The sequence below is a fragment of the Pseudomonas sp. NPDC089401 genome (assembly GCF_044749485.1).
Lineage (GTDB): Bacteria > Pseudomonadota > Gammaproteobacteria > Pseudomonadales > Pseudomonadaceae > Aquipseudomonas.
Genome location: NZ_JBIVIA010000016.1, coordinates 56,868 through 77,444, shown reverse-complemented (window position 1 = coordinate 77,444; position 20,577 = coordinate 56,868). Strand labels below are relative to the sequence as shown.

The window sequence follows — 20,577 nt, the reverse complement described above, 5'->3', positions numbered from 1 at the left end:
AGTGATGTTCAACGACCTGGGTCGACTGGGTAAGTACCTGGGGCAGGCAGCCCGCCTGATGGTCGGCATGCCCGACTACGACAACTATGTCGAGCACATGCAGGCCAAGCACCCGGACAAGCCGGTGATGACGTACGAGGCGTTCTTCCGCGAACGTCAGGAAGCGCGTTACGGTGGCAAGTCCGGGCCCAAGTGCTGTTGAACCCGGCGCAGGCGCGCTCGTTGTAGGAGCGGCCTTGTGTCGCGAAAGGGGCGCATAGCGCCCCCAGGTTTTCAGCTTCGCAACAGATAATGCCGGGGCCGCTTTGCGCCCCTTTCGCAACGCAAGGCCGCTCCTACAGGGCGCGGCCTTTCTTTTTTCTACCGCACAGGAGATTTTCCGCGTGCAGACGCCCATTCCCGTCACCGTGCTCACCGGCTTCCTCGGCGCCGGCAAGACCACGCTGCTCAAACACATGCTCAAGGCCGAGCACGGCCTGAAGCTTGCCGTGATCGAAAACGAATTCAGCGACGCCGGCATCGACAGCCAGTTGCTCGGCGACGAGCCGGTGCAGGTCATGACCCTGGCCAACGGCTGCGTGTGCTGCAGCATCCACGGTGACCTGACCCGCGCCCTCTACCTGCTGCTGGAGCGCCTGGACGCCGGCGAGATCGCCTTCGACCGCCTGGTGATCGAATGTACCGGCCTCGCCGACCCGGCGCCGGTGGCGCAGACCTTCTTCGTCGACGAGGAACTGCGCGAGCGCTACATCCTCGACGGCATCATCACCCTGGTCGACGTCGCCCATGCCGAGCTGCACCTGGCGCAGACCATCGCCCAGGCCCAGGTCGGCTTTGCCGACCGCCTGCTGCTGAGCAAGACCGACCTGGTCGAGCCGGCCGCGGTGGACGCCCTGCGCGAACGCCTGGCGCGGATCAACGGCCGGGCGGCGATCCGCGTGGTCGAACATGGCCGCATCGACCTGGCCGAGCTGCTCGATGTGCGCGGCTTCAACCTCAACCCGGACCTGGGCGCCAACCTCAAGCCCAGCCTGCGCCCGCTGCTCAAGCCGGCCAAGCCGGACCGCATCGCGACGCTGGTGCTGCGCAGCGAAACCGCGCTGGACATCGACCGTCTCAGCGATTTCATGAATGGCCTGCTGGAGGAGCACGGCAAGCAGTTGCTGCGCTACAAGGGCGTGCTGAACATTGCCGGCGACGACCGCCGCCTGGTGTTCCAGGGCGTGCTCAAGCTCTATGGCTTCGACTGGGATGCCGAGTGGGCTGAAGGCGAAGTACGCGAGAGCGTGATGGTGTTCATCGCCGACGACCTGCCCGAGGCTACGATTCGGGCTGGGTTCGAGGCGCTGGCTGCGGGTTGAGAGGGCGGGTCGAAGGCACTTCGAACCACTGCGGCCAGGAGCTGCGGTGGCGTGTCTCGACCTCGACGCAGGGGATCAATCGCTCGCTCAGCAGAGCCGTTTGCCCCACGGCCTTGGCAATCCGGTACTTCACGCTGTGGATGCATTCGCGGTCGCCGAATTCGCAGCGGTTCAGCGCCGTGCCGCCACAGGGGCCGTTGGCCAGGCCCTTGGGGCAGGTTTCCGGGCAGGTGTAGAGGGTATCCTCCAGGCGGCAGCGGCCGCAGGTGTCACAGCCCAGCAGCGGGCGTTTCACCGCACGCTCCAGGCCATGCAGCAGGCGGGCGCCACGGCGAGTCGCCCAGAGCGGCTGACGCACGGCCCAGCCGAAGGTCTTGCTCAACCAGTTCTGGCGGCTGAACAGCAGCGAGTGAGCCGTGTGCAGCAGGTGGTAGCGGGCTTTCTCCTGGCCCGAGGCGCTGACCGCGGACTGCCCCTTGCGCCAGTCGGCCTGCGGCGGATGGAACGTCACGGCAGGCAGCCCGGGCATCTGCCAGCTGTCGGCCCAGGCGGGCGCCCACTGCTGCAGTGAATGGACCTGCGCCTGCCAGTGTTCCAGGCGCTCCTCCAGGGCGAGGAGTTGCTTGGGTTCGTGAATCCCCGACAAGTGCACGCCGGCATACCCCATCAGCTTCACACCGATGATCTGCAGGGCCAGGCGGTCGACGCTGCGGGCCTGGGCAAAGGCCTTGGACACGTTGCTTTCGGCTTCCAGCATGTCGCGCATCGACGGCGAAACGGTCACGCCTGCCACGTGTTCGAGCATCGCAGCGCGGCCATGGGTCAGGCTCATCAGGCAGGCGAGCATGGGCTTGGGTGCGGCCTGGCGCTGCATCCAGTGCATGGCTTCCTGGTGCTTGGCGGCGTCGAAGCCCAGCTGCAAGGTCAGGAAGTCGGCGCCGGCGGCGAGCTTCTTCTCGGCCTTGAAATACTGCGCGGCGCCTTCCTCCTCGCGGTATTTGAACGGGTTGAGCGCGGCGCCAAGCAGCCAGTGCGGGCATGCCTGGCGGGCGATCTGCAGGGCGGCGACCGATTCCAGGTAACGTACCGGGCGCTCACCGGGCTGGTGGCCGGGCAGGCGATCGCCGGTGAGCAGCAGCAACTGCTCGAGGCCTGCGGCATCCATGCGCTGCAGCTGTGCCAGCAAGTGCTGGCGTTCGCGGTCCTTGCCGGAAAAGTGCGGCAGGGCGGGTAGCGGGTTGGCGAAAGAGGCGAGGGCGTCCAGCGGCGACAGGTCCAACGGGCTGCCGACCCGGTCGCCGATGGCCACGGTCATCGGCCAGCCACACAGTTGCCCACGGGCCATGATCGCCTCCATCGCGGCGAAGCGTTCCGCCGAGGGCTTGGGGACGAATTCCATGACGCAGACGAAGGTGTTTTCGCGCAGCGCGGCTTTCAGCGGGCTCATGGTGAGGGGACCTGGATTGTTCAGGTTGGCATTGTGCAGGAGGCGCAGGGTGGGGTCATGTCCGAGGGCGCAGGGGGCTGCTCTGAATGAGACATGGTTCAGGCAGGTCCGGCCTCTTCGCGGGTAAACCCGCTCCCACAGGTGTCTCACATCTTCAAGTGTTGTGAGGTCCCTGTGGGAGCGGGCTTGCCCGCGGTACAAACCGGAGACATCGTTTACATTCCAAACCGGGGACATGGTTTACAGGCTAATACGCATGATCAGGAGGTATCTGATCATGCCCTGGAACCAAGAGTTCCCCATGGATCAACGAATCAGACTGGTCAGTGAATGGCTTGCCGGTAATTACACCAAGAGCCAACTGGCGTGCCGGTACAACGTCAGCCGCCCCACGATCGACAAGTGGATAGCCCGATATGATGCGGGTGGGTTTGCGGCGCTGTCTGACGCCTCGCGGCGCCCTAACAACAGCCCTAACAAGACCGGCGATGAGCTACTGGCCCGTATTGTTGCGATGAAAGAAGCGCACGACAAATGGGGCCCCAAGAAGCTTATCGAGCTGCTGCGCCTTGAAGATCCCTCCATTGATTGGCCCTCTCCAAGCACCGCAGGCCAATGGCTGGATCGGATGGGCATGGTTCACAAGCGTGGCCCTAGACGGCGATACGGGAAGAGCTCCACAAAGATGCGGGAGGCCAATGAGCCGAACAAAACCTGGTGCATCGACTACAAGGGGCAGTTCAAAATGCTCGATGGCCAATGGTGCTATCCCTTGACGGTCACTGACCACGCCTCGCGCCTTATCCTGGCCTGCAAAGCCCACAAGAACATCATGACGCAGCCGGTCATCCAGACACTTGAGTGGCTCTTCCAGGAGCATGGCATGCCAGAGGTCATCCGCTCCGATAACGGCAGCCCATTTGCCTCGGTTGGTTTGGCAAGGATGTCTACAATCGCGGTTTGGTTGATTCGCCTAGGCATCATTCCTGAGCGGACTGCACCCGCGCGACCTGATCAGAATGGTCGTCATGAACGAATGCATCGAAGCATGAAGCTGGAACTGCCCATAGGGCAAAACCTGATCGACCAGCAACTACTGCTTGAGCATTTCCGGCACGAGTTCAACTATGTTCGGCCCCACGAAGCGCTGGGGATGAAGCGGCCATTCGAGCTGTACGTACCCTCTGATCGCATTTACCCAGGATGCCTGCCTGTCGTGGAGTATCCCGCCGAAATGGAGGTCCGCAGCGTCAGGCAGAATGGGTCGATCAAATGGAAGGGCAAGCTGTTGTTCATCAGCGAAGCCCTCTCTGGTGAGAGGATCGGCCTGAAAGAGGTGGAAGATGATGTTTGGGACGTGTTCCTGTGTGACCATCTCCTGGGGAGGCTTGGACGGGGTGAAAACCGCGTCCAAGCCTCAAATGTGTAAACCATGTCCCCGGTTTACGATGTAAACGATGTCTCCGGTCGTACACCGCGAAGAGGCCGGACTTGGTTTTATCAATTCAGAATCAACGCTCGATCGCCAGGGCAACCCCTTGCCCACCACCGATGCACAAGGTCGCCAGCCCTTTCTTGGCATCGCGCTTGATCATTTCATGCAGCAAGGTCACCAGCACCCGGCACCCGGAGGCCCCGATCGGGTGCCCCAGGGCGATTGCCCCACCATTGACGTTGACCTTCGCCGCATCCCACTCCAGCGCCTTGCCCACCGCCAGGGCCTGTGCGGCAAACGCTTCGTTGGCCTCGATCAGGTCCAGCTCGGCCAACTGCCAGCCGGCCTTGGCCAGGCAGCGTTCGGTCGCCGACACCGGGCCGATGCCCATGATCGCCGGGTCCACCCCCGCGCTGGCGTAAGCGGCGATCTTCGCCAGCACCGGCAAGCCCAGGGCCTCGGCCTTGGCGGCGCTCATCAGCAGCACCGCCGCGGCACCGTCGTTGAGGCTCGAAGCGTTGCCCGCGGTGACGCTGCCGTCCTTCCTGAATGCCGGGCGCAGCTTGGCCAGCGACTCGGCGCTGGTGTCCGGGCGCGGCTGCTCGTCGCGATCGAAGACCTTGGGCTCGCCCTTCTTCTGCGGCATCACGATCGGGGTGATCTCATCCTTGAAGCGGCCCGCCTCGATGGCGGCCACGGCCTTGCGCTGGGACTCGGCGGCGAAGGCGTCCTGCTGTTCGCGGCTGAGGCCGAACTTGTCCACCAGATTCTCGGCGGTGATGCCCATGTGGTAGTCGTTGAAGGCGTCCCACAGGCCATCAGTGATCATGCTGTCGATCAGTTGGCCGTGGCCCATGCGCTGGCCGGTGCGGGCCGACGGCATCACGTACGGGGCCAGGCTCATGTTCTCCTGGCCACCGGCGATCACCACCTCGGCATCGCCGCAGCGAATGGCCTGGGCCGCCAGGTGCAAGGCCTTGAGGCCCGAGCCGCAGACCTTGTTCAGGGTCAGTGCCGGCACGCCATAGGGCAGGCCGGCCTTGATCGCGGCCTGGCGCGCCGGGTTCTGCCCGGCACCGGCGGTGAGCACCTGGCCGAGGATCACCTCGTCGACCTGGCCGGGGTCCAGGCGGGTCTGCTCCAGCAACTGCCGGATCACCGCCGCGCCGAGCTCTACGGCAGGCACGTTGGCCAGGGCACCCTGGAAGCTGCCGATGGCGGTACGGGTTGCGGCGACGATGACCACGTCGTTCATGTTGTTGTTCTCCGGGCAATGGGCGTAGTGCCGCCAGCATCGACGGGTTGGGCTGATTTGTTAAGTTTGTTTTTCTTCTTGATTGATGTGGAAAGCAAATCAATCGGCCTCCTGCCACGCCTCAGCTAAGCTGAACGAGGTTGGGCTTCGCACCGTTTTGTTCCTTTCAACTGACTGGAGCTTATCGTCATGCGTTTTCTCTTCGCCGTCGTTTTAATGGTTGCCAGTGGATCCTCATTCGCTGCCACCCAATGCACCACCGCCGACAAAAACACTTGGCAAGACCCGGACAAGTTCCAGGCCCGGCTCAAGGAGCAGGGCTACAAGATCAACAAGTTCAAGGTCACCAAGGGCAACTGCTACGAGATCTACGGCTTCGACAAGGACGGCAAGAAGGTCGAGATCTACCATGACCCGGTCACCGGCAAGGTAATCAAGAGCGAGATCGAGGACTGATGCCGGCCGCCACGCTGCGGCTCTGGGACCCTCTGTTGCGGCTGTGCCATCTGTCGTTCGCCACGGTGTTCTTCGCCGATTACTTCTTCAACGAGGAGGGGGACGACTGGCACCGCTGGCTGGGCTATTACGCCGTTGGCTGTGTGTTGCTGCGCCTGGTGTGGGGCTTCGTCGGCCCGCAGAGTGCGCGTTGGGCCGACTTCTGGCCGACCCCGGCACGCCTGGCGGCCCATGGGCGGGCGCTGCTGCAAGGCCGACCGTTCCACCGCCTGGGGCATTCGCCCATTGGCGCGCTAGTGATGGTGTTGATGCTCACCTGCCTGGCCGCCCTGGGCCTGACCGGTTTCCTGATGGAAGAAGTGGACGCGCTGTGGGGCGCCGACTGGCCGCTGGAGCTGCACAGCTGGATTGCCGATGGCTTGCTGGCGCTGGTCTGCGTGCACTTGCTGGCGGCGCTGGTCGAGAGCGTTCGCCTGCGCGAGAACCTGCCGCTGTCGATGCTGACCGGGCGCCGGCGGCGCATTCCTGACGAGCGCTGACCACGCGCAAGCTGTACCGGCCTCTTCGCGGGCAAACCCGCTCCCACAGGAAAGGCGCAATCCTTCAACCCTGCGCGGTTCCTGTGGGAGCGGGTTCACCCGCGAAGAGGCCCGGTCAGGCAACATCACTCAAACAGCCGGGCACTGATGGGTGACACAGTGAATTCCCCCTCCGCCAGCCGCAATCGCATCGATGTCCAGCTGCACGATCTCCCGCCCCGGATACAGCACTGCCAGCAGCGCACGGGCCTTTTCATCCGCCAGTGCATCGCCGAACTGCGGCGCAATGATCGCCCCGTTGATCACGAAGTAATTGATGTAGCCCGCCGCAAAGTCCTCGTTGCCCTGGCTGAACCTGTTGTGCCGCCCGCGCGTAGGCGGCGACACCACATGCACCTTCAATGGTCGGCCCTCGGCATCGGTAGCCTTCTTCAGGATTTCCAGGTGGCTGCGGGTCACCGCGTGGTCATACGACTGCGGATCGGTGTCCAGATTGGCAATCACCACCCCCGGCCGCACGAAGCGCGCATAGAAATCCACATGCCCGTCGGTGATGTCTTCCCCGGCGATTCCCGGCAGCCAGATGATCTTGCTCAGCCCCAGGCGTTCCTTGAGCTCGGCCTCCACCTCGGCCTTGCTCCAACCCGGGTTACGGTTGCTGTTGATCCAACTGCTCTCGGTCATGATGCCGGTGCCATGCCCGTCCACTTCGATGGCGCCGCCTTCGCCCACCAGTTCGCTGCGCTGGTAGCTGGCACTGGCCAGGCTGGCGACGCGCCTGGCCAGTTGTGCGTCGTTGCGATGACGCTGCTTGTTGCCCCAGCCGTTGAAGTTGAAGTCCACCGCCGCCAGGGCGCCATCGTCGTCGACGACGAAGTTGGCGCCGATGTCGCGCATCCAGATGTCGTCCAGGTTGCACTCGACAAACTGGGTGTTGCGGCTGCCACAGTGCTTCTCGGCCAGCGCCCGCTCGCTGGCGCGGCAGAACACCGTCAGCGGCTGAAAGCGGGCGATGGCCTGGGCGATGCGGCCGAGGGCGGCCTGCACGTCGGCAGTGAAATCCTCCCAGATCGCGTCCTGGGCGCCGAAGGCAATGAACGCCCGTTGCTGCTCTTCGCCCTCGTCGGGCATGAACCAGCGCCCAGGCTCGGCGGCGCGGGCCAGGCCAAGGGGCAGGCCGAGGCCGGCGCCCAGGCCCGCAGCGAGTGACAGTTGCAGGAAGGTTCTACGGCTGGGCATGGGTCAGTCCTGTGCGGTCTTGAAGCGGGTCCACACGCGCATGCGCGCACGCATGTCGGCCTGCGGGATGTCGCGGCCCGGGATCAGCCGGGCGTAGGTCGCTTCGTCGAGGTAGATGTCGGGGTTGTCGCGCATGCGCGGGTCCACCGCCTGGCGCGCCTTGGCGCTGGCTGTGGGGTAACCGGTGAAGTTGCTGATGGCAGCCATGTTCGCCGGGCGCATGACGAAGTTGATGAAACGATAGGCATATTCGGGGTGTTTGGCGTCGGCGGGGATGGCCATGGTGTCCATCCACACCGTGGTGCCCTGGCGTGGCACACGGTACTGGAAATCGATGTGCTTGCCGGCTGACTCGGCGGTGCGCTGGGCCTGGATCACGTCGCCGCTGTAGCCCAGCGACAGGCACAGGTTCTCGTTCACCAGTTCGGTCACCGGTTGCGACTGGAACTTGCGGATATAGGGGCGTACAGCCTTGAGCAGTTCGCTGGCCGCGGCGAGGTCTTCACGCTTGGCGCTGCGCGGCTCGCGGCCCAGGTAGTTGAGGACCACTGCCAGCACCTCGTCGGGCGAGTCGATCACCGAAATGCCGCAGTCGGCGAACTTGGCCGCCAGCTCCGGTTTGAACAGCAGGTCGAGGTTGTCCAGCGGCGCATCTGGCAGGCGCTGGCGGATCTTTTCGGCATTGGCGGTCAGGCCGATGGTGCCCCAGGTGTAGGGCACCGTCGCCAGGCTGGCCCTGGGGTATTGCGCGTGCAGCTTGCGCAGGCCGGGCTCGATATCGTCCAGCACCTCCAGCTGGCGCTGGTCGAGGGGCTGCAGGCTGCCGGCGCGCATCAGCCGTTCGGCCACGGTGTCGCCAGGGAACACCAGGTCGTAGCCGCTGCGGCCGGACATCAGCTTGGCTTCGAGCACCTCGCTGCCGTCCATCACGTCGTAGATCACCTGAATGCCGGTTTCGGCGGTGAACTGCTTTAGGGTGTCCTCGGCAAAGTAGTCGGCCCAGTTATACAGGCGCAGCACCGGCTGCTCGGCCTGGGCCTGGCTGGCACAGACGGCCAGCGCCAGGGCGGCGATCACGTGGCGTTTCATGCTCAGGCCCTCAGGGTGTGCGGGTGGCTGCCGTCCAGGGTCAGCAGTGGGGCGTACATTTCTGGCCGGCGGTCGCGGTAGATGCCCCAGCTCAGGCGGTCTTCACGCATGCGCGCGAGGTCCAGGTCGTGCAGCCAGATACCGCTGCTGTTGCGGTCGGCCTCGGCCAGCAGCGCACCTTTGTGGTCGCAGATGAACGACGAGCCGTAGAAACGCATCACCAGGCGGTTGTCGCTGGGCGCCACCTCGACACCGACGCGGTTGGCAGCCACTACCGGCAACAAGTTGGCGGCGGCGTGGCCGCGCATGGCGACCTGCCAGTGGTCGCGCGAGTCCAGTTCGGCGCAGCCGGGCTCGGAGCCGATGGCAGTGGGGAACAGCAGCACTTCGGCGCCCATCAGGGCCAGGCAGCGGGCGGTTTCAGGGAACCACTGGTCCCAGCAGATACCGATGCCGAGGCGGCCGAAGGCGGTGTCCCAGACCCTGAAACCGGTGTCGCCGGGGCTGAAGTATTCCTTCTCCTGGTAGCCGATGGCGTTGGGGATGTGGGTCTTGCGGTACACGCCGAGCAGGCGGCCGTCGGCGTCGGCCACGGTCAGCGAGTTGAAGAAGGCGTTGCCGGCGCGCTCGTACCAACTCAGTGGCAGCACCACGCCCAGTTCTTTTGCCAGGGCGGCGAAGCGCTGCAGGATCGGGCTGTCGGGGTAGGGCTGGGCGAGCGTCTGGTGCTGGTGGTCCTGTTCGATGCAGAAGTACGGCGTGGCGAACAGTTCCTGCAGCAGGATCACCTGGGCGCCGTCGGCGGCGGCCTGGCGCACCAGTTGTTCGGCGCGGTCGAGGTTTGCCGGCAGGTCCCAACTGCACGGCATCTGGGTGGTGGCGATGCGCAGCAAGCTCATGGCTGCACCTCGGGCTGCTGCTGGGTGATGCAATGGATGCCGCCGCCGCCATGGGCGATGGCGTCGATGCGCACCGGCACAATCTCACGGCCAGGGAAGGCGTGAGCCAGTTGCGCGGCGGCGTCCTGGTCGGCAGCAATGCCGTAGGCCGGCATGATGATCGCGCCGTTGGCGATGTAGAAGTTGGTGTAGGACGCGCAGAACACCTCGGCCTCGGGGTCGACGGCGGCGCTGGCCTCGTACAGGTCGAGCAGTTCGAAATGCCGGCCGTGGGCGTCGGTGGCCAGCTCCAGGGCGCGGCGATTTTCCCGCACCACTTCAGCGTAGACAGACCCCTTGTCATGGGTGGCATCGACCAGCAGCAGGCCGGGGCGGGCAAAGGCGCACACCCCATCGACATGGCCGTCGGTCATGTCGCCGGTGACGTACTGCGGGTCGCCCGGCAGCCAGATGGTCTTGCGGATGCCCAGGTAGCGGGCGAAGCAGGTTTCGAAGTCCGTCTTGCTGACACCGGGGTTGCGGTTGGCGTTGAGCAGCACCGATTCGGTGGTGATCAGCGTGCCATCTCCGTCCACATGAATGGCGCCGCCCTCGTTGCACAGCGCGGTGCTGAAACCGTCCAGGCCCAGCTGGTCGAGTATGCGCCGCCCCAGGCTGCGGTCGTGGCCGTGCTGCGACTTGCCACCCCAGGCATTGAAGCGCCAGCTCAGGCCGGCCAGGCCGTGCTGAGGGTGGCAGACGAAGCTTGGCCCGCTGTCGCGGCACCAGCTGTCGTCCACGGCCAGTTCGACCAGCTCGATATTGGCGCCACACAGGACGCGGGCGTGGGCCATGGCGGACGGGTCGACCACCATTTTCACCGGCTCGAAGCGGGCGATGGCGGCGGCCACGCGGGCAAAGTCGCGCTGCACATCGGCCAGGCTGACGTGCCAAGCGCTTTCCCACAGTGCCTGGTTGTGCGGCCAGACCATCCAGGTTGCCGCGTGGCGGGCCCATTCGGCAGGCATGCGCCAACCGCTGTCGAGGGACAGGTCCATAGTGAACTCCGATCTATTAAGAATTTTTATCAACGAAGCCCGCCGTCGCGGGTGTTGGTGACCATGCTATGGCTATGAAGGTGAGGCGACAAACGATAGATTTAGCGCATACCTGATCAGCAGGGCTTATCAATCATGCTCAAACACTGGCCACCCCTGAATGCCCTGCGTGGCTTCGAAGCCGCTGCGCGGCTCGGCAGTTTCCACAAGGCCGCCGAAGCCCTGAACCTGACCCAGTCGGCGATCAGCCAGCAGATCCGCAGCCTGGAAACCTACCTCGAGCAGCCGCTGTTCCACCGCAGCGGGCGCAGCGTCAGCCTGACCGACGCCGGGCATGACCTGCTCAGCACCACCCAGGCGATGTTGCAGCACCTGGCCGTGGGCATTCGCCGCCTGGACCAGTACCGCAAGCCCAACCAGTTGGTGGTCAACACCAGCCCTGCCTTTGCCCGGCACTGGCTGCTGCCGCGCCTGGCGGATTTTCACCAGCGTTGCCCAGAGGTCGACCTGTGGCTGTTCACCAGTTTCGAGGTACCGGACATGGCCAACGAGACCATCGACCTGGCCATTCGCGATGACCTCAGTGCCCAGGCCGAGTGCAGCTTCATGATCTTGCATCAGGACCAGTTGTATCCCGCCTGCCACCCTTCCTTGTTGCACACGCCCGTAGAGCAACGCACCACCTTGCACGGCGAGCGCGAGATGGACTGGAGCCACTGGCAGCTGGAAGGCGGCGAGGCGGTGGGGCAGCGCGGCAAGGGGCTGAATTTTTCCGACCCGGGGTTGCTGCTGGATGCGGCGAGCGAGGGGCTGGGGGTGGCGCTGGTCAGCCAGTTGCTGGCGCAGCGGGCGGTGGACGAGGGGCGCTTGCAGGCGTTGTCGGCGCAGCGGGTGCGGGGGCCGGCCTGGGCTTGCCTGGTGCATCGTGACAGCCAGGATGACCCGTTGGCCCGGCAATTCCTGGAGTGGTTGAAGGGGGTTCTGGCTGCAGAGTGATGTTGTCTGTGCCGGCCCTTTCGCGGGTAAACCCGCTCCCACAGGGGCCGCGCAAATCTTGAGCGCTGCGCTGTACCTGTGGGAGCGGGTTTACCCGCGAAAGGGCCGGTACAGGCGAACCCAGGTTTTGAATCCCCCGACGCACCCCGTAATATGTGTCGGATAACCTGCGGGTGTAGTCTCACCCTCTGATCAATCGGAATCGCCCCACGCGGCGCTTCCCCCGGCATAAACCTGACGAGGTACAGACATTGGCCATCATTCATCCTAAGGTTCGCGGTTTCATCTGCACCACGACTCACCCGAAGGGCTGCGAGCTCAACGTCCGTGACCAGATCGAAGCCACCCGCAAGCTGGGCGTGCGCGAGGATGGCCCGAAGAAGGTCCTGGTCATCGGCGCTTCCAGCGGCTACGGCCTGGCAGCCCGCATCACCGCCGCCTTCGGCTTCAAGGCCGACACCCTGGGCGTGTTCTTCGAAAAGCCTGGCACCGAGACCAAGGCCGGTACCGCCGGCTGGTACAACGCTGCCGCTTTCGACAAGTTCGCCAAGGCCGAGGGCCTGTACAGCAAGTCGATCAACGGTGACGCCTTCTCCGACGAAGCCCGCGCCAAGGTCATCGAGCTGATCAAGAACGAAATGGGCGGCCAGGTCGACCTGGTCATCTACTCGCTGGCATCGCCGGTGCGCAAGCTGCCGCAGACCGGTGAAGTGATCCGTTCCGCGCTCAAGCCGATCGGCCAGCCGTACAAGTCGACCGCCATCGACACCAACAAGGACACCATCATCGAGGCCAGCATCGAGCCGGCCACCGAGCAGGAAATCGCCGACACCGTCACCGTCATGGGCGGCCAGGACTGGGAACTGTGGATCGATGCCCTGAACGCCGCTGGCGTGCTGGCGCCGCAGGCCCGCACCGTGGCCTTCAGCTACATCGGTACCGAGATCACCTGGCCGATCTACTGGCACGGCGCCCTCGGCAAGGCCAAGCAGGACCTGGACGAGACTGCCGTGCGCCTGGGCAAGAAGGTCGGTGGCAGCGCCAACGTGGCGGTGCTGAAGTCGGTGGTCACCCAGGCCAGCTCGGCCATTCCGGTGATGCCGCTGTACCTGTCGATGGTGTTCAAGATCATGCAGGAGAAGGGTGTTCACGAAGGCACCCAGGACCAACTCGACCGCATGTTCCGCGACCGCATGTACCGTGCCGACGGCGCCCCTGCCGCACTGGACGAGAAGGGCCGCCTGCGCCTGGACGACTGGGAGCTGCGCGACGACGTACAGGACGCGTGCAAGGCCATGTGGCCGCAGGTCACCACCGAGAACCTGTTCGAGCTGACCGACTATGCCGGTTACAAGAAGCAGTTCCTCAACCTGTTCGGCTTCGAGCGTGCTGACGTCAACTATGACGAAGACGTGGCCACCGATGTGAAGTTCGACTGCGTCGAGCTGTAATCGCCTCAAGCCTGCACTGGCCTCTTCGCGGGTAAACCCGCTCCCACAGGGATATCCGTAGGAGCGGGTTTACCCGCGAAAGGGCCAGTACAGGTAACCCATTTTTTGCTAGCGTTGGCGCACAACAACTGGGAATGCGCCATGAGCAGCCTCACCCAACCCGCCACTGCCTTTCGTCAGGCCGCCGCCGACGGCTACAGCCTGGGTGGCTTCTGCTGGCGCCACGCCCAGCCCGATCCCCAGCGCTCGCTGGTGATCATCAACGCCGCCACCTCGGTGCGCTGCCGCTACTACTCGCGCTTTGCCGACTACCTGTTCGCCCAGGGCTGCGACGTGCTCACGTTCGACTACCGCGGTATCGGTGAATCCCGCCCTGCGTCCCTGCGTGGCTTCCAGGCCTCGTGGAGCGACTGGGGCCGGCTGGACTTCGAAGCCATGCTGGCGCACGCCGCCACACATTTCCCCGGCCAGCCCGTGGACGTGGTCGGCCACAGTTTCGGCGGCTGCGCGGTGGGTTTGGCGCCGTCGGCCGGGCAGGTGCGGCGGGTGGTGATGGTGGGCGCCCAGTTCGCCTACTGGCGTGACTATGCCGCAGACCAGCGCTGGCGGCTGTTCGGCAAGTGGCATGTGCTGATGCCGCTGCTGACCCACGCCTTCGGCTACTTTCCCGGCAAGCGCCTGGGCTGGCTGGAGGACACGCCGGCCGGCGTGGTGCATGACTGGACCACCCGCACTTCACGCTACGAGCAGCGCCCGAGCGGGCGAGCCCTGACGGCGCTGCCGTTCGCCCAGGTGCAGGCTGCGACCCTGGCCATCAGCCTGACGGATGATCCGTTCGGCACGGTGGCGGCGACCGAGCGCTTGCTGGGGTATCTGCCGGCGGCGCAGCGGCGGCATTTGCGGATTGCGCCTGTGGATATCTCGGCAAGCGAGATTGGCCACTTCGCGTTCTTTCATGATCGGTTTCGCGAAAGCCTGTGGCCGGTGGCGTTGCAGTGGTTGCAGGAGGGCAGGTTGGCGGGAAGGGTGCCGGGAGTGATTGTCAGCTGAGGTTTTGGGGCCGCGTTGCGGCCCGTTCGCCTGTAGGAGCGGCCTTGTGTCGCGAAAGGGCCGCAACGCGGCCCCGGCAATCTCAAGCGTTGCGCGTCAGAGGCTGCGCAGCGAACTGCACACCCGCCAGGCCGTGCTTGATCAGCGCGCGAATATTGCCATGGTCGCTGCCTTCGGGGGTGGCCAGCACATCACGGTAATGCTCGCCGAAGGCCAGCAGCGCCTCCTGGTCGCTCAGGCCTTCCAGCAGGGCCAGGCCCAGGGTCTTGCACGAGCCTTCGTTCTGCCCGGCGGCGTTTTCCACGCCACCGTTGTTGAAGGCCTGGGGCTGGTAGGTGTAGTGGCCGGCAATGAACGCCAGGGTATCGGCGAAGAGGTGTTGGCCGCTGGCCAGGCTGGCGCGCAGGGTGTTCAGATCAGTCACGAGGTTTTCCTTGTTCGAACGCCGCTTGCTGTTCGGCGCTGGCTTCTTTCTGGTGTTGGGCTTTCCACTCGGCGTAGGGCATGCCGTACACCGCTTCGCGGGCGTCGTCCAGGCTGAGGTCGAGCTGGCGCTCGTCGGCCGCTGCCTTGTACCACTTGGACAGGCAGTTGCGGCAGAACCCGGACAGGTTCATCAGGTCGATGTTCTGCACGTCGGTGCGCTTCTGCAGGTGTTCGACCAGGCGGCGGAAGGCAGCGGCCTCGAGTTCGAGTTGCTGTTGAGGAGTCATGGGCGTCTCTCAGGTGATGCGGTTTTTCAGATGGCGGCCACCGTTGATGACCACCTGGCTGCCGGTACTGTACTGGCTGGCGAGCAGGTACTTGACCGTCTCGATCAGCGGTGCGGCGCCGGGTTCGAATTCCAGCAGGGCCTTTTTCAGGGCCTGCTGGCGGTAGGCCTCGTCGCCACCTTCCTTGAGGATCAGCAGCCCGGGCAGGATACCGTTGACGTGCACCGTGGGCGCGTACTTTTCAGCGAACGACAGCACCATGTTCTGCAACGCCGCCTTGGTCGCGGCATAGCCGATGTGGCCCTTGCTGCCGCGCGAGGAGGTTTCGTCGCAGATGTGGATGATGTCGGCCTTGTCGACCTTGGCCAGCAGATCGCCGAGCGCCAGGTTAAGGTGGTACGGCGCTTCGACGTGCAGGCGGAACATGGTCTCGAGGTTGTCGAGGCCGTCGTCGAGCCACAGCGAGGCGTTGTGGATGATCGCGCGCAGGCCGTCGTAGTTGCGTTGCAGGTGCTCGATCAGGGCCTCGCGGTCAGCCTTGACGCAGAGATCGGCCTGGAACTGCACGATGTTCGGGTGGGCGGACTGCGGCTGGAGGCTGCGGCTGGCACTGATCACCGTATGGCCGGCCTGTGCCAGTTCGAGCGCCAGGGCCAGCCCGACGCGCTGGCTGGCGCCGGTAACGAGAATGGGGCTGTTCATGTGCGGGCGGTCAACTTGTCTGCTCTGTCGTTGCCCCCCAGCATACCCGAACTGCCAGGGTGCCGAGCACCACCCGCAGATTATTCCCTGGCCTGAATCCAGGGCAAATGGTCGAGAGCAAACGGTTGCTCGCCCGTGGCGCATCATGTGGTAGTAGAATGCCTGTTCAACTTCCGCACACAGGTCACCCCGTGCAGATGAACAGACAGGGACGTAGCTCGGGAATCGAAGCCGGCCTGGAGCATCAGGAACTCTTTCCTATTCGTGAGGTTTCGCGCCTCACCGGTGTCAACGCCGTGACCCTGCGCGCGTGGGAGCGGCGCTACGGGCTGATCCAGCCAACCCGCACCGACAGTGGTCACCGGCTCTACGCCCAGGCGGATATCGACACCATCCGGCGCATTCTCGGTTGGCTGGAGCGCGGCGTGGCGGTGAGCAAGGTCGCCAGCATCCTGGCCCGTGGCCAGGCCTCGGCGCAGGACGTGGTGGCGGCCGAGTCCATGTCGCGATGGCAAGCCCTGGTGCGCGAGGCGGTGCGACGGTTCGACATCGCCGCCCTGGACCGTTTGTTCGACCAGGTGTTCGCGGCCACGACCCAGGATCAACTGTTCGCCGATGTCTTCATGCCCGTCTGGCATGACCTGGCGGCAGGGCAGGGGGCTTTCGGCCAGGCCAGCGAATGGTTGTTTCTCGATCAGTTCCTGCGTGGCCGGGTATTTTCGCGTTTGCTGCTGTCGCGCCTGCCACGCGCTCGCAGCCTGCTGCTGGCACCGCTGCCAGGGCAGTGCCATGAACTCGAGCTGCTGGTGACCGGCTTGCTGCTGAGTGCCGACGACGTGGGCGTGACCCCGTTGATGTCCGGGCAGCCGCTGGATGAACTGGCGTTGGTGTGCGAGCGGCTCAGGCCGGATGCATTGGTGTTGTTTGCCAATCACGCGCTCACCGCCGACATGGCCAGGCGCCTGGTGCGCATGGCGGCAGGGCTGGAGTGCCCGTTGCTGTTGGCCGGCGAGGCGGCAGAAGTGGCGCTGGAGGGCCTGGCTGGCAGCCCGGTGGCCTGCCTGGGCGCCGAAGGCGAGTTGATGCGGCGGCGCTTGCGCCAGTTCCTGGCGGGTCAGCTCGACACTTGAGCGTGCAGTTCCGGGTGGGCCTGGCGATGGGCCTGGAGGATGTATTCGCGCAGGCGCTCGACCTCTTCGGCCGGGCTGCGGCTGAGGTCATAGGCGGCCAGGTCCGGGCCGATGCGCCGGCGCAGGCGGCCGTGCAGGCCGATCGGCGGGATGCCGCCGGGGGCGAAGTGCAGGTCGAAGCGTGAGGGGGCCTGTGCCAGGCCGCGAAGCTCCAGCAGCGCGCCCTTGAACGAGATATCCCGCACCAGCAGGCCACTGGCCTTGCCCTGGGCATCCAGCAGTGCGCTGGGCTGCTCCATCGACAGGCGCCAGGGGCGCAGCTGCGGGCCGTCTTCGTAGATTTCCGGCGAGCCCAGCTGCAGGTGCACGGCATGGAATTCGTCTTCCACCAGTTGCAGCGGGAAGCTGATCTGCTGGTTGTTGAACTGCGCCTGCAGGGTGACCTGCTCGTTGGCGACCAGGCGAGCCAGCAGGGACTGGATACGACGATCGCCGTTGACCAGCAGGCTCGACATGGGGTCGGCCAGGTTCAACTGCGGGGAGTGCTGCATGTCCTGGATGAAATCCAGCTCATCCTGGGTCAGGAGGGCATCGGCTTGCATGATCGAACTCGGTGATGGCGATTTCTTCAACGTCAATGGACCGTGCCTTGGGCGCTTGGTTCAGCCGCGCTCGTCAGAATCGCGACGAGCGTGCAGTTCGGCCAGTTCGCGTTCCAGCTCGACCTGGCGGCTGACATCCTTCTGGATGCCGATGAAATAGGTTCGCTGCTCGCTTTCATGACGAACCGGAGTGATCGACAGCTCGTTCCAGAAGGCGCTGCCGTCCTTGCGGTAGTTACGCAGCACTTCACGGCACGGCCGGCCTTCGGCCAGGGCCTTGCGAATGCGCGCGCGGCCCAGCTGGTCGCGGTCGTCGGCCTGGAGGAAGCGGCAATCCTGGTAGAGGATTTCGTCGCGGTTGTAGCCGGTCAGGCGCTCGAAGGCGGCGTTGACGTAGATGAGGATGGTGTCATCGCCTTCCTGTTCGGCAACCACGATACCGTCGTTGGAGGCATCGACCATCGCTTGCAGCAGTTGTGCATGAATCATGTGCGGACCGTTGGAGAGTAGGACTTTGGACGGAGGCGGCCTTTTGCCAGCGTCGGATGCTAGTATCCTACGTTTCCACTCAGTTTCGGAATCCTCTTCCCGATGAAAGTCGCCATTATTTCCGGCTCGGTGTATGGCACCGCCGAAGAAGTCGCCCGTCATGCCGAGTCGCTGCTCAAGGCTGCCGGGTTCGAAGCCTGGCACGCCGGTCGTGCCACCCTGCAGGACATCGAGGGTTTTGGCCCGCAAGCGTTGCTGGCGGTGACCTCGACCACGGGCATGGGCGAGCTGCCGGACAACCTGATGCCGCTGTACAGCACCATTCGCGACACGTTGCCGGCGGCCTGGCGCGGGCTGCCGGGCGGCGTGATCGCCCTGGGCGATTCGAGCTATGGCGATACCTATTGTGGCGGTGGCGAGCAGTTGCGCGAACTGTTCGCCGAACTGGGCGTGCGTGAAGTGCTGCCGATGTTGCAGCTCGATGCCAGCGAGACCGTTACTCCCGAGGCCGATGCCGAGCCTTGGCTGGCGGAGTTCGCCCGGGCCCTGAAGGCCTGAGGCCTCTCTTTGGCCTGCACCGGCCTCAAGTGCCCTCCCTGAGCAACGCCAGCCATGCCTGCGCCGCTCGCGAAAGATAGGCGCCGCGCCGCCAGATGAACGCAATATCCCACCGCAGGTATTCCGGCGCCTTCAGCGGCAGACGCACCACACCGGGGCGTTCCAGCGCTTTCGCAACCACCCGGGGTAGCAACACCACCCCCTGGCCCGCCGCCACCAGCGCCACCAGGAAGTCCGCCTGGCCACTGCGGCCGCCTTCCTTCGGCGTGAAGCCCTGCTGCTGGCAGGCCTTGAGCAACCGGTCATTGAGCACGAAGCTGCGCTGGTACAGCAGGAACGGCGTATCGGCCAATTGCTTCAGGCGCACCTGCTCCAGCCCGGCCAGCCGGTGCCCGGCCGCAAGCAACGCATCCAGTGGCTCATTGCAGAACGGCTGGTAGTCGAACGCCGGATCACTCGGCGTCAGGCTGCCGCCAAGCTCCAGCTCCCCACTTCGTACCGCCTGTTCGACACTGCGGCTGCCGCCTTCGAGCAACTGGATGGCGATGTTCGGGTGGCGCCGCCGGTACTCGGCGAACAACCCGGCGAACAGCACATCGTTGCCCAGCATCGGCAAGCCCAGGCGCAGTTCGCCGCGGGCCATCTGGCTGAGATCGTCGAGTTCGTCGAGCAAAGCCTGGCGCTCGCGCAGCAGTGCCTCGCCACGCTCCAGCACGATGCGCCCGGCGGCGGTCAGGTGCAGATGCGAGGCCTGGCGCTCGAGTAACGGCTGGCCCACATCCTGCTCCAGTTGGGCCACCTGCTTGCTCACGGCCGACTGACTGATGTGCAGGGTCTGCGCGGCCTGGGTGAAGCCGCCGCGGTGGACCACTTCGACGAAGCTGCGCAGTTGTTTGAATTCCATGTTCAGGATTCCATTATGGAATGGGGACAAGTCTAACAATTCGCTTCTGGCCTAGGCAGTCGAATCTTAAAATGAGGGCCTGTCGAGGAACCCACACCCATGAAACCTGCGTTAGTGAAAAAGTCCCTGCGCCTGCTCGCCGAGCTGGCGGTGCTGCTTGCCTTGTTCCTGTTCGGTGGCCAACTGGCCGCGTGGCTGGGCTGGCCGATACCCGCTGGAGTGATGGGCCTGGCCCTGCTGTTGTTGCTGTTCGCTTCTGGCGTGCTCAAGCCTGCGACCTTGCAGATGGGCGCCGGCTGGCTGATGGCCGAGATGCTGCTGTTCTTCATCCCGGCGCTGATGAGCCTGCTCGACTACGGCAGCCTGGTGCGCGCTGAAGGCTGGCGCATCCTGCTGGTGATTGCCGTGAGTACCCTGATGGTCATGGTCGTGACTGCCGTGAGCGTCGAGCTGGTGTGCCGCTGGAGGCTGCGTCATGAGCCTTGAACCCATGCCGCTGTTCTGGCTCGCCTTGACCCTCGTGGCCTACCTGGCCAGCCGCTGGTTGTACCGGCGCAGCGGCCGCTACCTGATGTCGCCGCTGATCCTGGTGCCGGCCTTGCTGCTGGCGGTGGCCGTGCCGCTGCACACCGCCTACGCCGAATATTCGCGCAATACCCACTGGCTGATGAGCGTGCTGGGCCCGGTGACCGTGGCCTTCGCCGTGCCGATCTGGCAGCAGCGGGCGATGCTGGCGCGGCACTGGCCGGCCTTGCTGGTGGGCATGGTCGCCGGCAGCACGGCGTCGATCGCCAGCTCCTGGAGCCTGGCGCACCTGCTGGCATTGGACGACGCCATCAGCCTGTCGCTGGTGCCGCGCTCGATCACCACGCCGTTCGCCATGCCACTGGCCCACGACCTGGGCGGCGTGCCGGAGCTGACAGCGGTGTTCGTGATGTTCACCGGCGTGCTCGGCGCCCTGTTCGGCGGCGTGCTGCTGCGCTGGTTGCCCTTGCGCACGCCGTTGGCCCGTGGCGCGCTGTTCGGCGTGGGCGCGCATGGTGCAGGTGTCAGTCGGGCCCAGGAAGTGGGCCGCGAGGAGGGCTCGGTGGCCGGCCTGGTGATGGTCCTCACCGGGCTGCTCAACCTGTTTGCCGCGCCGCTGCTAAGCCGGCTGTTGTGACCGTTCGTGCCACTGACCCGTTCGGTCATCAAGCTGGCTGGCAACGCAAGTTTCACCTCGTGG

At 65.0% G+C, this 20,577-nt stretch carries 24 protein-coding genes; 12 read left to right on the top strand and 12 right to left on the bottom strand.

Going from position 1 to position 20,577, the window contains the following annotated elements:
- Positions 1-4: 4 nt before the first annotated feature.
- Positions 5-202: a YbdD/YjiX family protein gene (locus ACIP21_RS26415; RefSeq protein WP_400694196.1), complete on the top strand. Its 198-nt coding sequence runs from the start codon at positions 5-7 to the stop codon at positions 200-202.
- Positions 203-383: 181 nt separating this feature from the next.
- Positions 384-1,361 carry a GTPase gene (gene yjiA / locus ACIP21_RS26410; RefSeq protein WP_400694193.1) on the top strand — a complete coding sequence of 326 codons (978 nt, stop codon included), beginning with the start codon at positions 384-386 and terminating at the stop codon, positions 1,359-1,361.
- Here the strand turns inward: yjiA and ACIP21_RS26405 are convergent.
- Positions 1,321-2,808: a methylenetetrahydrofolate reductase C-terminal domain-containing protein gene (locus ACIP21_RS26405; protein ID WP_400694190.1), complete on the bottom strand. Its 1,488-nt coding sequence runs from the start codon at positions 2,806-2,808 to the stop codon at positions 1,321-1,323. The genes yjiA and ACIP21_RS26405 overlap by 41 nt on opposite strands.
- 277 nt (positions 2,809-3,085) lie before the next feature.
- Here ACIP21_RS26405 and ACIP21_RS26400 point away from each other — a divergent pair, with 277 nt between their 5' ends.
- Positions 3,086-4,237 carry a DDE-type integrase/transposase/recombinase gene (locus ACIP21_RS26400; protein WP_400694187.1) on the top strand — a complete coding sequence of 384 codons (1,152 nt, stop codon included), beginning with the start codon at positions 3,086-3,088 and terminating at the stop codon, positions 4,235-4,237.
- 82 nt (positions 4,238-4,319) lie between these two features.
- Here ACIP21_RS26400 and ACIP21_RS26395 read toward each other — a convergent pair whose 3' ends face one another.
- Positions 4,320-5,498 (bottom strand): acetyl-CoA C-acetyltransferase, encoded by a 1,179-nt coding sequence (locus tag ACIP21_RS26395; protein ID WP_400694184.1) that lies wholly within the window; start codon positions 5,496-5,498, stop codon positions 4,320-4,322.
- 189 nt (positions 5,499-5,687) lie between these two features.
- Between ACIP21_RS26395 and ACIP21_RS26390 the strand changes: the two genes are divergently transcribed.
- Both ACIP21_RS26390 and ACIP21_RS26385 read left to right on the top strand, forming a co-directional pair.
- Entirely contained in the window at positions 5,688-5,954 is a 267-nt protein-coding gene (locus ACIP21_RS26390) for a PepSY domain-containing protein (RefSeq protein WP_400694181.1), read from the top strand.
- On the top strand, positions 5,954-6,493 hold the full coding sequence (locus ACIP21_RS26385) for a cytochrome b/b6 domain-containing protein (RefSeq protein ID WP_400694179.1): 540 nt from the start codon (positions 5,954-5,956) through the stop codon (positions 6,491-6,493). The genes ACIP21_RS26390 and ACIP21_RS26385 overlap by 1 nt, the downstream gene beginning before the upstream one ends.
- Before the next feature lie 129 nt (positions 6,494-6,622).
- On the opposite strand, the gene ACIP21_RS26380 is transcribed toward ACIP21_RS26385, so the two are convergent.
- The 4 genes from ACIP21_RS26380 to ACIP21_RS26365 are packed head-to-tail and all read right to left on the bottom strand — an operon-like array spanning position 6,623 to position 10,757.
- Positions 6,623-7,732 (bottom strand): agmatine/peptidylarginine deiminase, encoded by a 1,110-nt coding sequence (locus ACIP21_RS26380; protein WP_400694176.1) that lies wholly within the window; start codon positions 7,730-7,732, stop codon positions 6,623-6,625.
- Between the two features lie 3 nt (positions 7,733-7,735).
- Positions 7,736-8,821, bottom strand: a complete 1,086-nt coding sequence (locus tag ACIP21_RS26375) for an extracellular solute-binding protein (RefSeq protein ID WP_400694173.1) — start codon at positions 8,819-8,821, stop codon at positions 7,736-7,738.
- A 2-nt stretch (positions 8,822-8,823) separates the two neighbouring features.
- Positions 8,824-9,720 carry an N-carbamoylputrescine amidase gene (gene aguB, locus ACIP21_RS26370; RefSeq protein ID WP_400694170.1) on the bottom strand — a complete coding sequence of 299 codons (897 nt, stop codon included), beginning with the start codon at positions 9,718-9,720 and terminating at the stop codon, positions 8,824-8,826.
- Positions 9,717-10,757 carry an agmatine/peptidylarginine deiminase gene (locus tag ACIP21_RS26365; RefSeq protein ID WP_400694168.1) on the bottom strand — a complete coding sequence of 347 codons (1,041 nt, stop codon included), beginning with the start codon at positions 10,755-10,757 and terminating at the stop codon, positions 9,717-9,719. Before ACIP21_RS26365 ends, aguB begins: the two co-directional genes overlap by 4 nt.
- A gap of 135 nt (positions 10,758-10,892) precedes the next feature.
- Between ACIP21_RS26365 and ACIP21_RS26360 the strand changes: the two genes are divergently transcribed.
- From ACIP21_RS26360 to ACIP21_RS26350, 3 genes are all read left to right on the top strand, one after another.
- On the top strand, positions 10,893-11,753 hold the full coding sequence (locus ACIP21_RS26360) for a LysR substrate-binding domain-containing protein (RefSeq protein ID WP_400694166.1): 861 nt from the start codon (positions 10,893-10,895) through the stop codon (positions 11,751-11,753).
- Between the two features lie 251 nt (positions 11,754-12,004).
- Positions 12,005-13,204, top strand: coding sequence for an enoyl-ACP reductase FabV (gene fabV, locus ACIP21_RS26355; protein WP_400694163.1), 1,200 nt, complete (start codon positions 12,005-12,007; stop codon positions 13,202-13,204).
- Positions 13,205-13,345: 141 nt separating this feature from the next.
- The gene (locus ACIP21_RS26350) at positions 13,346-14,254 is read left to right on the top strand and encodes an alpha/beta fold hydrolase (protein ID WP_400694160.1); all 909 of its coding nucleotides are present in this window, start codon (positions 13,346-13,348) and stop codon (positions 14,252-14,254) included.
- A gap of 82 nt (positions 14,255-14,336) precedes the next feature.
- On the opposite strand, the gene ACIP21_RS26345 is transcribed toward ACIP21_RS26350, so the two are convergent.
- The 3 genes from ACIP21_RS26345 to folM are packed head-to-tail and all read right to left on the bottom strand — an operon-like array spanning position 14,337 to position 15,669.
- On the bottom strand, positions 14,337-14,678 hold the full coding sequence (locus ACIP21_RS26345; protein ID WP_400694157.1) for a HopJ type III effector protein: 342 nt from the start codon (positions 14,676-14,678) through the stop codon (positions 14,337-14,339).
- Positions 14,671-14,967 (bottom strand): DUF1244 domain-containing protein, encoded by a 297-nt coding sequence (locus ACIP21_RS26340; RefSeq protein WP_400694154.1) that lies wholly within the window; start codon positions 14,965-14,967, stop codon positions 14,671-14,673. Before ACIP21_RS26340 ends, ACIP21_RS26345 begins: the two co-directional genes overlap by 8 nt.
- Before the next feature lie 9 nt (positions 14,968-14,976).
- The gene (gene folM, locus ACIP21_RS26335) at positions 14,977-15,669 is read right to left on the bottom strand and encodes a dihydromonapterin reductase (RefSeq protein WP_400694152.1); all 693 of its coding nucleotides are present in this window, start codon (positions 15,667-15,669) and stop codon (positions 14,977-14,979) included.
- Positions 15,670-15,866: 197 nt separating this feature from the next.
- On the opposite strand from folM, the gene ACIP21_RS26330 reads away from it, so the two are divergent.
- Positions 15,867-16,799 carry a MerR family transcriptional regulator gene (locus tag ACIP21_RS26330; protein WP_400694149.1) on the top strand — a complete coding sequence of 311 codons (933 nt, stop codon included), beginning with the start codon at positions 15,867-15,869 and terminating at the stop codon, positions 16,797-16,799.
- Here ACIP21_RS26330 and ACIP21_RS26325 read toward each other — a convergent pair.
- Positions 16,784-17,401 (bottom strand): hypothetical protein, encoded by a 618-nt coding sequence (locus tag ACIP21_RS26325; RefSeq protein ID WP_400694147.1) that lies wholly within the window; start codon positions 17,399-17,401, stop codon positions 16,784-16,786. The two genes, ACIP21_RS26330 and ACIP21_RS26325, sit on opposite strands and share 16 nt — an antisense overlap.
- Before the next feature lie 60 nt (positions 17,402-17,461).
- Positions 17,462-17,890, bottom strand: coding sequence for a PAS domain S-box protein (locus ACIP21_RS26320; protein WP_400694146.1), 429 nt, complete (start codon positions 17,888-17,890; stop codon positions 17,462-17,464).
- 102 nt (positions 17,891-17,992) lie between these two features.
- Between ACIP21_RS26320 and ACIP21_RS26315 the strand changes: the two genes are divergently transcribed.
- Complete coding sequence (locus ACIP21_RS26315; protein WP_400694144.1) at positions 17,993-18,448, top strand: flavodoxin; 456 nt, start codon at positions 17,993-17,995, stop codon at positions 18,446-18,448.
- A 25-nt stretch (positions 18,449-18,473) separates the two neighbouring features.
- On the opposite strand, the gene ACIP21_RS26310 is transcribed toward ACIP21_RS26315, so the two are convergent.
- Positions 18,474-19,352 (bottom strand): LysR family transcriptional regulator, encoded by an 879-nt coding sequence (locus tag ACIP21_RS26310; protein WP_400694141.1) that lies wholly within the window; start codon positions 19,350-19,352, stop codon positions 18,474-18,476.
- A 99-nt stretch (positions 19,353-19,451) separates the two neighbouring features.
- On the opposite strand from ACIP21_RS26310, the gene ACIP21_RS26305 reads away from it, so the two are divergent.
- Together ACIP21_RS26305 and ACIP21_RS26300 are read left to right on the top strand one after the other, a co-directional pair.
- Positions 19,452-19,838 (top strand): CidA/LrgA family protein, encoded by a 387-nt coding sequence (locus ACIP21_RS26305; protein WP_400694138.1) that lies wholly within the window; start codon positions 19,452-19,454, stop codon positions 19,836-19,838.
- A complete protein-coding gene (locus tag ACIP21_RS26300) occupies positions 19,828-20,514 on the top strand; it encodes an LrgB family protein (protein WP_400694136.1) in 687 nt (228 codons plus the stop codon). The genes ACIP21_RS26305 and ACIP21_RS26300 overlap by 11 nt, the downstream gene beginning before the upstream one ends.
- Positions 20,515-20,577: the final 63 nt, after the last annotated feature.

Bases quoted from the DNA above. Each gene is read 5' to 3' on its own strand.
- ACIP21_RS26340 (WP_400694154.1), bottom strand. From the start codon at position 14,967: ATGACTCCTCAACAGCAACTCGAACTCGAGGCCGCTGCCTTCCGCCGC.
- ACIP21_RS26305 (WP_400694138.1), top strand. From the start codon at position 19,452: ATGAAACCTGCGTTAGTGAAAAAGTCCCTGCGCCTGCTCGCCGAGCTG.
- ACIP21_RS26365 (WP_400694168.1), bottom strand. From the start codon at position 10,757: ATGGACCTGTCCCTCGACAGCGGTTGGCGCATGCCTGCCGAATGGGCC.
- folM (WP_400694152.1), bottom strand. From the start codon at position 15,669: ATGAACAGCCCCATTCTCGTTACCGGCGCCAGCCAGCGCGTCGGGCTG.
- ACIP21_RS26325 (WP_400694147.1), bottom strand. From the start codon at position 17,401: ATGCAAGCCGATGCCCTCCTGACCCAGGATGAGCTGGATTTCATCCAG.
- ACIP21_RS26300 (WP_400694136.1), top strand. From the start codon at position 19,828: ATGAGCCTTGAACCCATGCCGCTGTTCTGGCTCGCCTTGACCCTCGTG.
- ACIP21_RS26360 (WP_400694166.1), top strand. From the start codon at position 10,893: ATGCTCAAACACTGGCCACCCCTGAATGCCCTGCGTGGCTTCGAAGCC.
- ACIP21_RS26320 (WP_400694146.1), bottom strand. From the start codon at position 17,890: ATGATTCATGCACAACTGCTGCAAGCGATGGTCGATGCCTCCAACGAC.
- ACIP21_RS26400 (WP_400694187.1), top strand. From the start codon at position 3,086: ATGCCCTGGAACCAAGAGTTCCCCATGGATCAACGAATCAGACTGGTC.
- ACIP21_RS26315 (WP_400694144.1), top strand. From the start codon at position 17,993: ATGAAAGTCGCCATTATTTCCGGCTCGGTGTATGGCACCGCCGAAGAA.
- ACIP21_RS26330 (WP_400694149.1), top strand. From the start codon at position 15,867: ATGAACAGACAGGGACGTAGCTCGGGAATCGAAGCCGGCCTGGAGCAT.
- ACIP21_RS26395 (WP_400694184.1), bottom strand. From the start codon at position 5,498: ATGAACGACGTGGTCATCGTCGCCGCAACCCGTACCGCCATCGGCAGC.
- ACIP21_RS26375 (WP_400694173.1), bottom strand. From the start codon at position 8,821: ATGAAACGCCACGTGATCGCCGCCCTGGCGCTGGCCGTCTGTGCCAGC.
- aguB (WP_400694170.1), bottom strand. From the start codon at position 9,720: ATGAGCTTGCTGCGCATCGCCACCACCCAGATGCCGTGCAGTTGGGAC.
- ACIP21_RS26415 (WP_400694196.1), top strand. From the start codon at position 5: ATGTTCAACGACCTGGGTCGACTGGGTAAGTACCTGGGGCAGGCAGCC.
- ACIP21_RS26385 (WP_400694179.1), top strand. From the start codon at position 5,954: ATGCCGGCCGCCACGCTGCGGCTCTGGGACCCTCTGTTGCGGCTGTGC.
- ACIP21_RS26310 (WP_400694141.1), bottom strand. From the start codon at position 19,352: ATGGAATTCAAACAACTGCGCAGCTTCGTCGAAGTGGTCCACCGCGGC.
- ACIP21_RS26405 (WP_400694190.1), bottom strand. From the start codon at position 2,808: ATGAGCCCGCTGAAAGCCGCGCTGCGCGAAAACACCTTCGTCTGCGTC.
- ACIP21_RS26350 (WP_400694160.1), top strand. From the start codon at position 13,346: ATGAGCAGCCTCACCCAACCCGCCACTGCCTTTCGTCAGGCCGCCGCC.
- ACIP21_RS26390 (WP_400694181.1), top strand. From the start codon at position 5,688: ATGCGTTTTCTCTTCGCCGTCGTTTTAATGGTTGCCAGTGGATCCTCA.
- ACIP21_RS26380 (WP_400694176.1), bottom strand. From the start codon at position 7,732: ATGCCCAGCCGTAGAACCTTCCTGCAACTGTCACTCGCTGCGGGCCTG.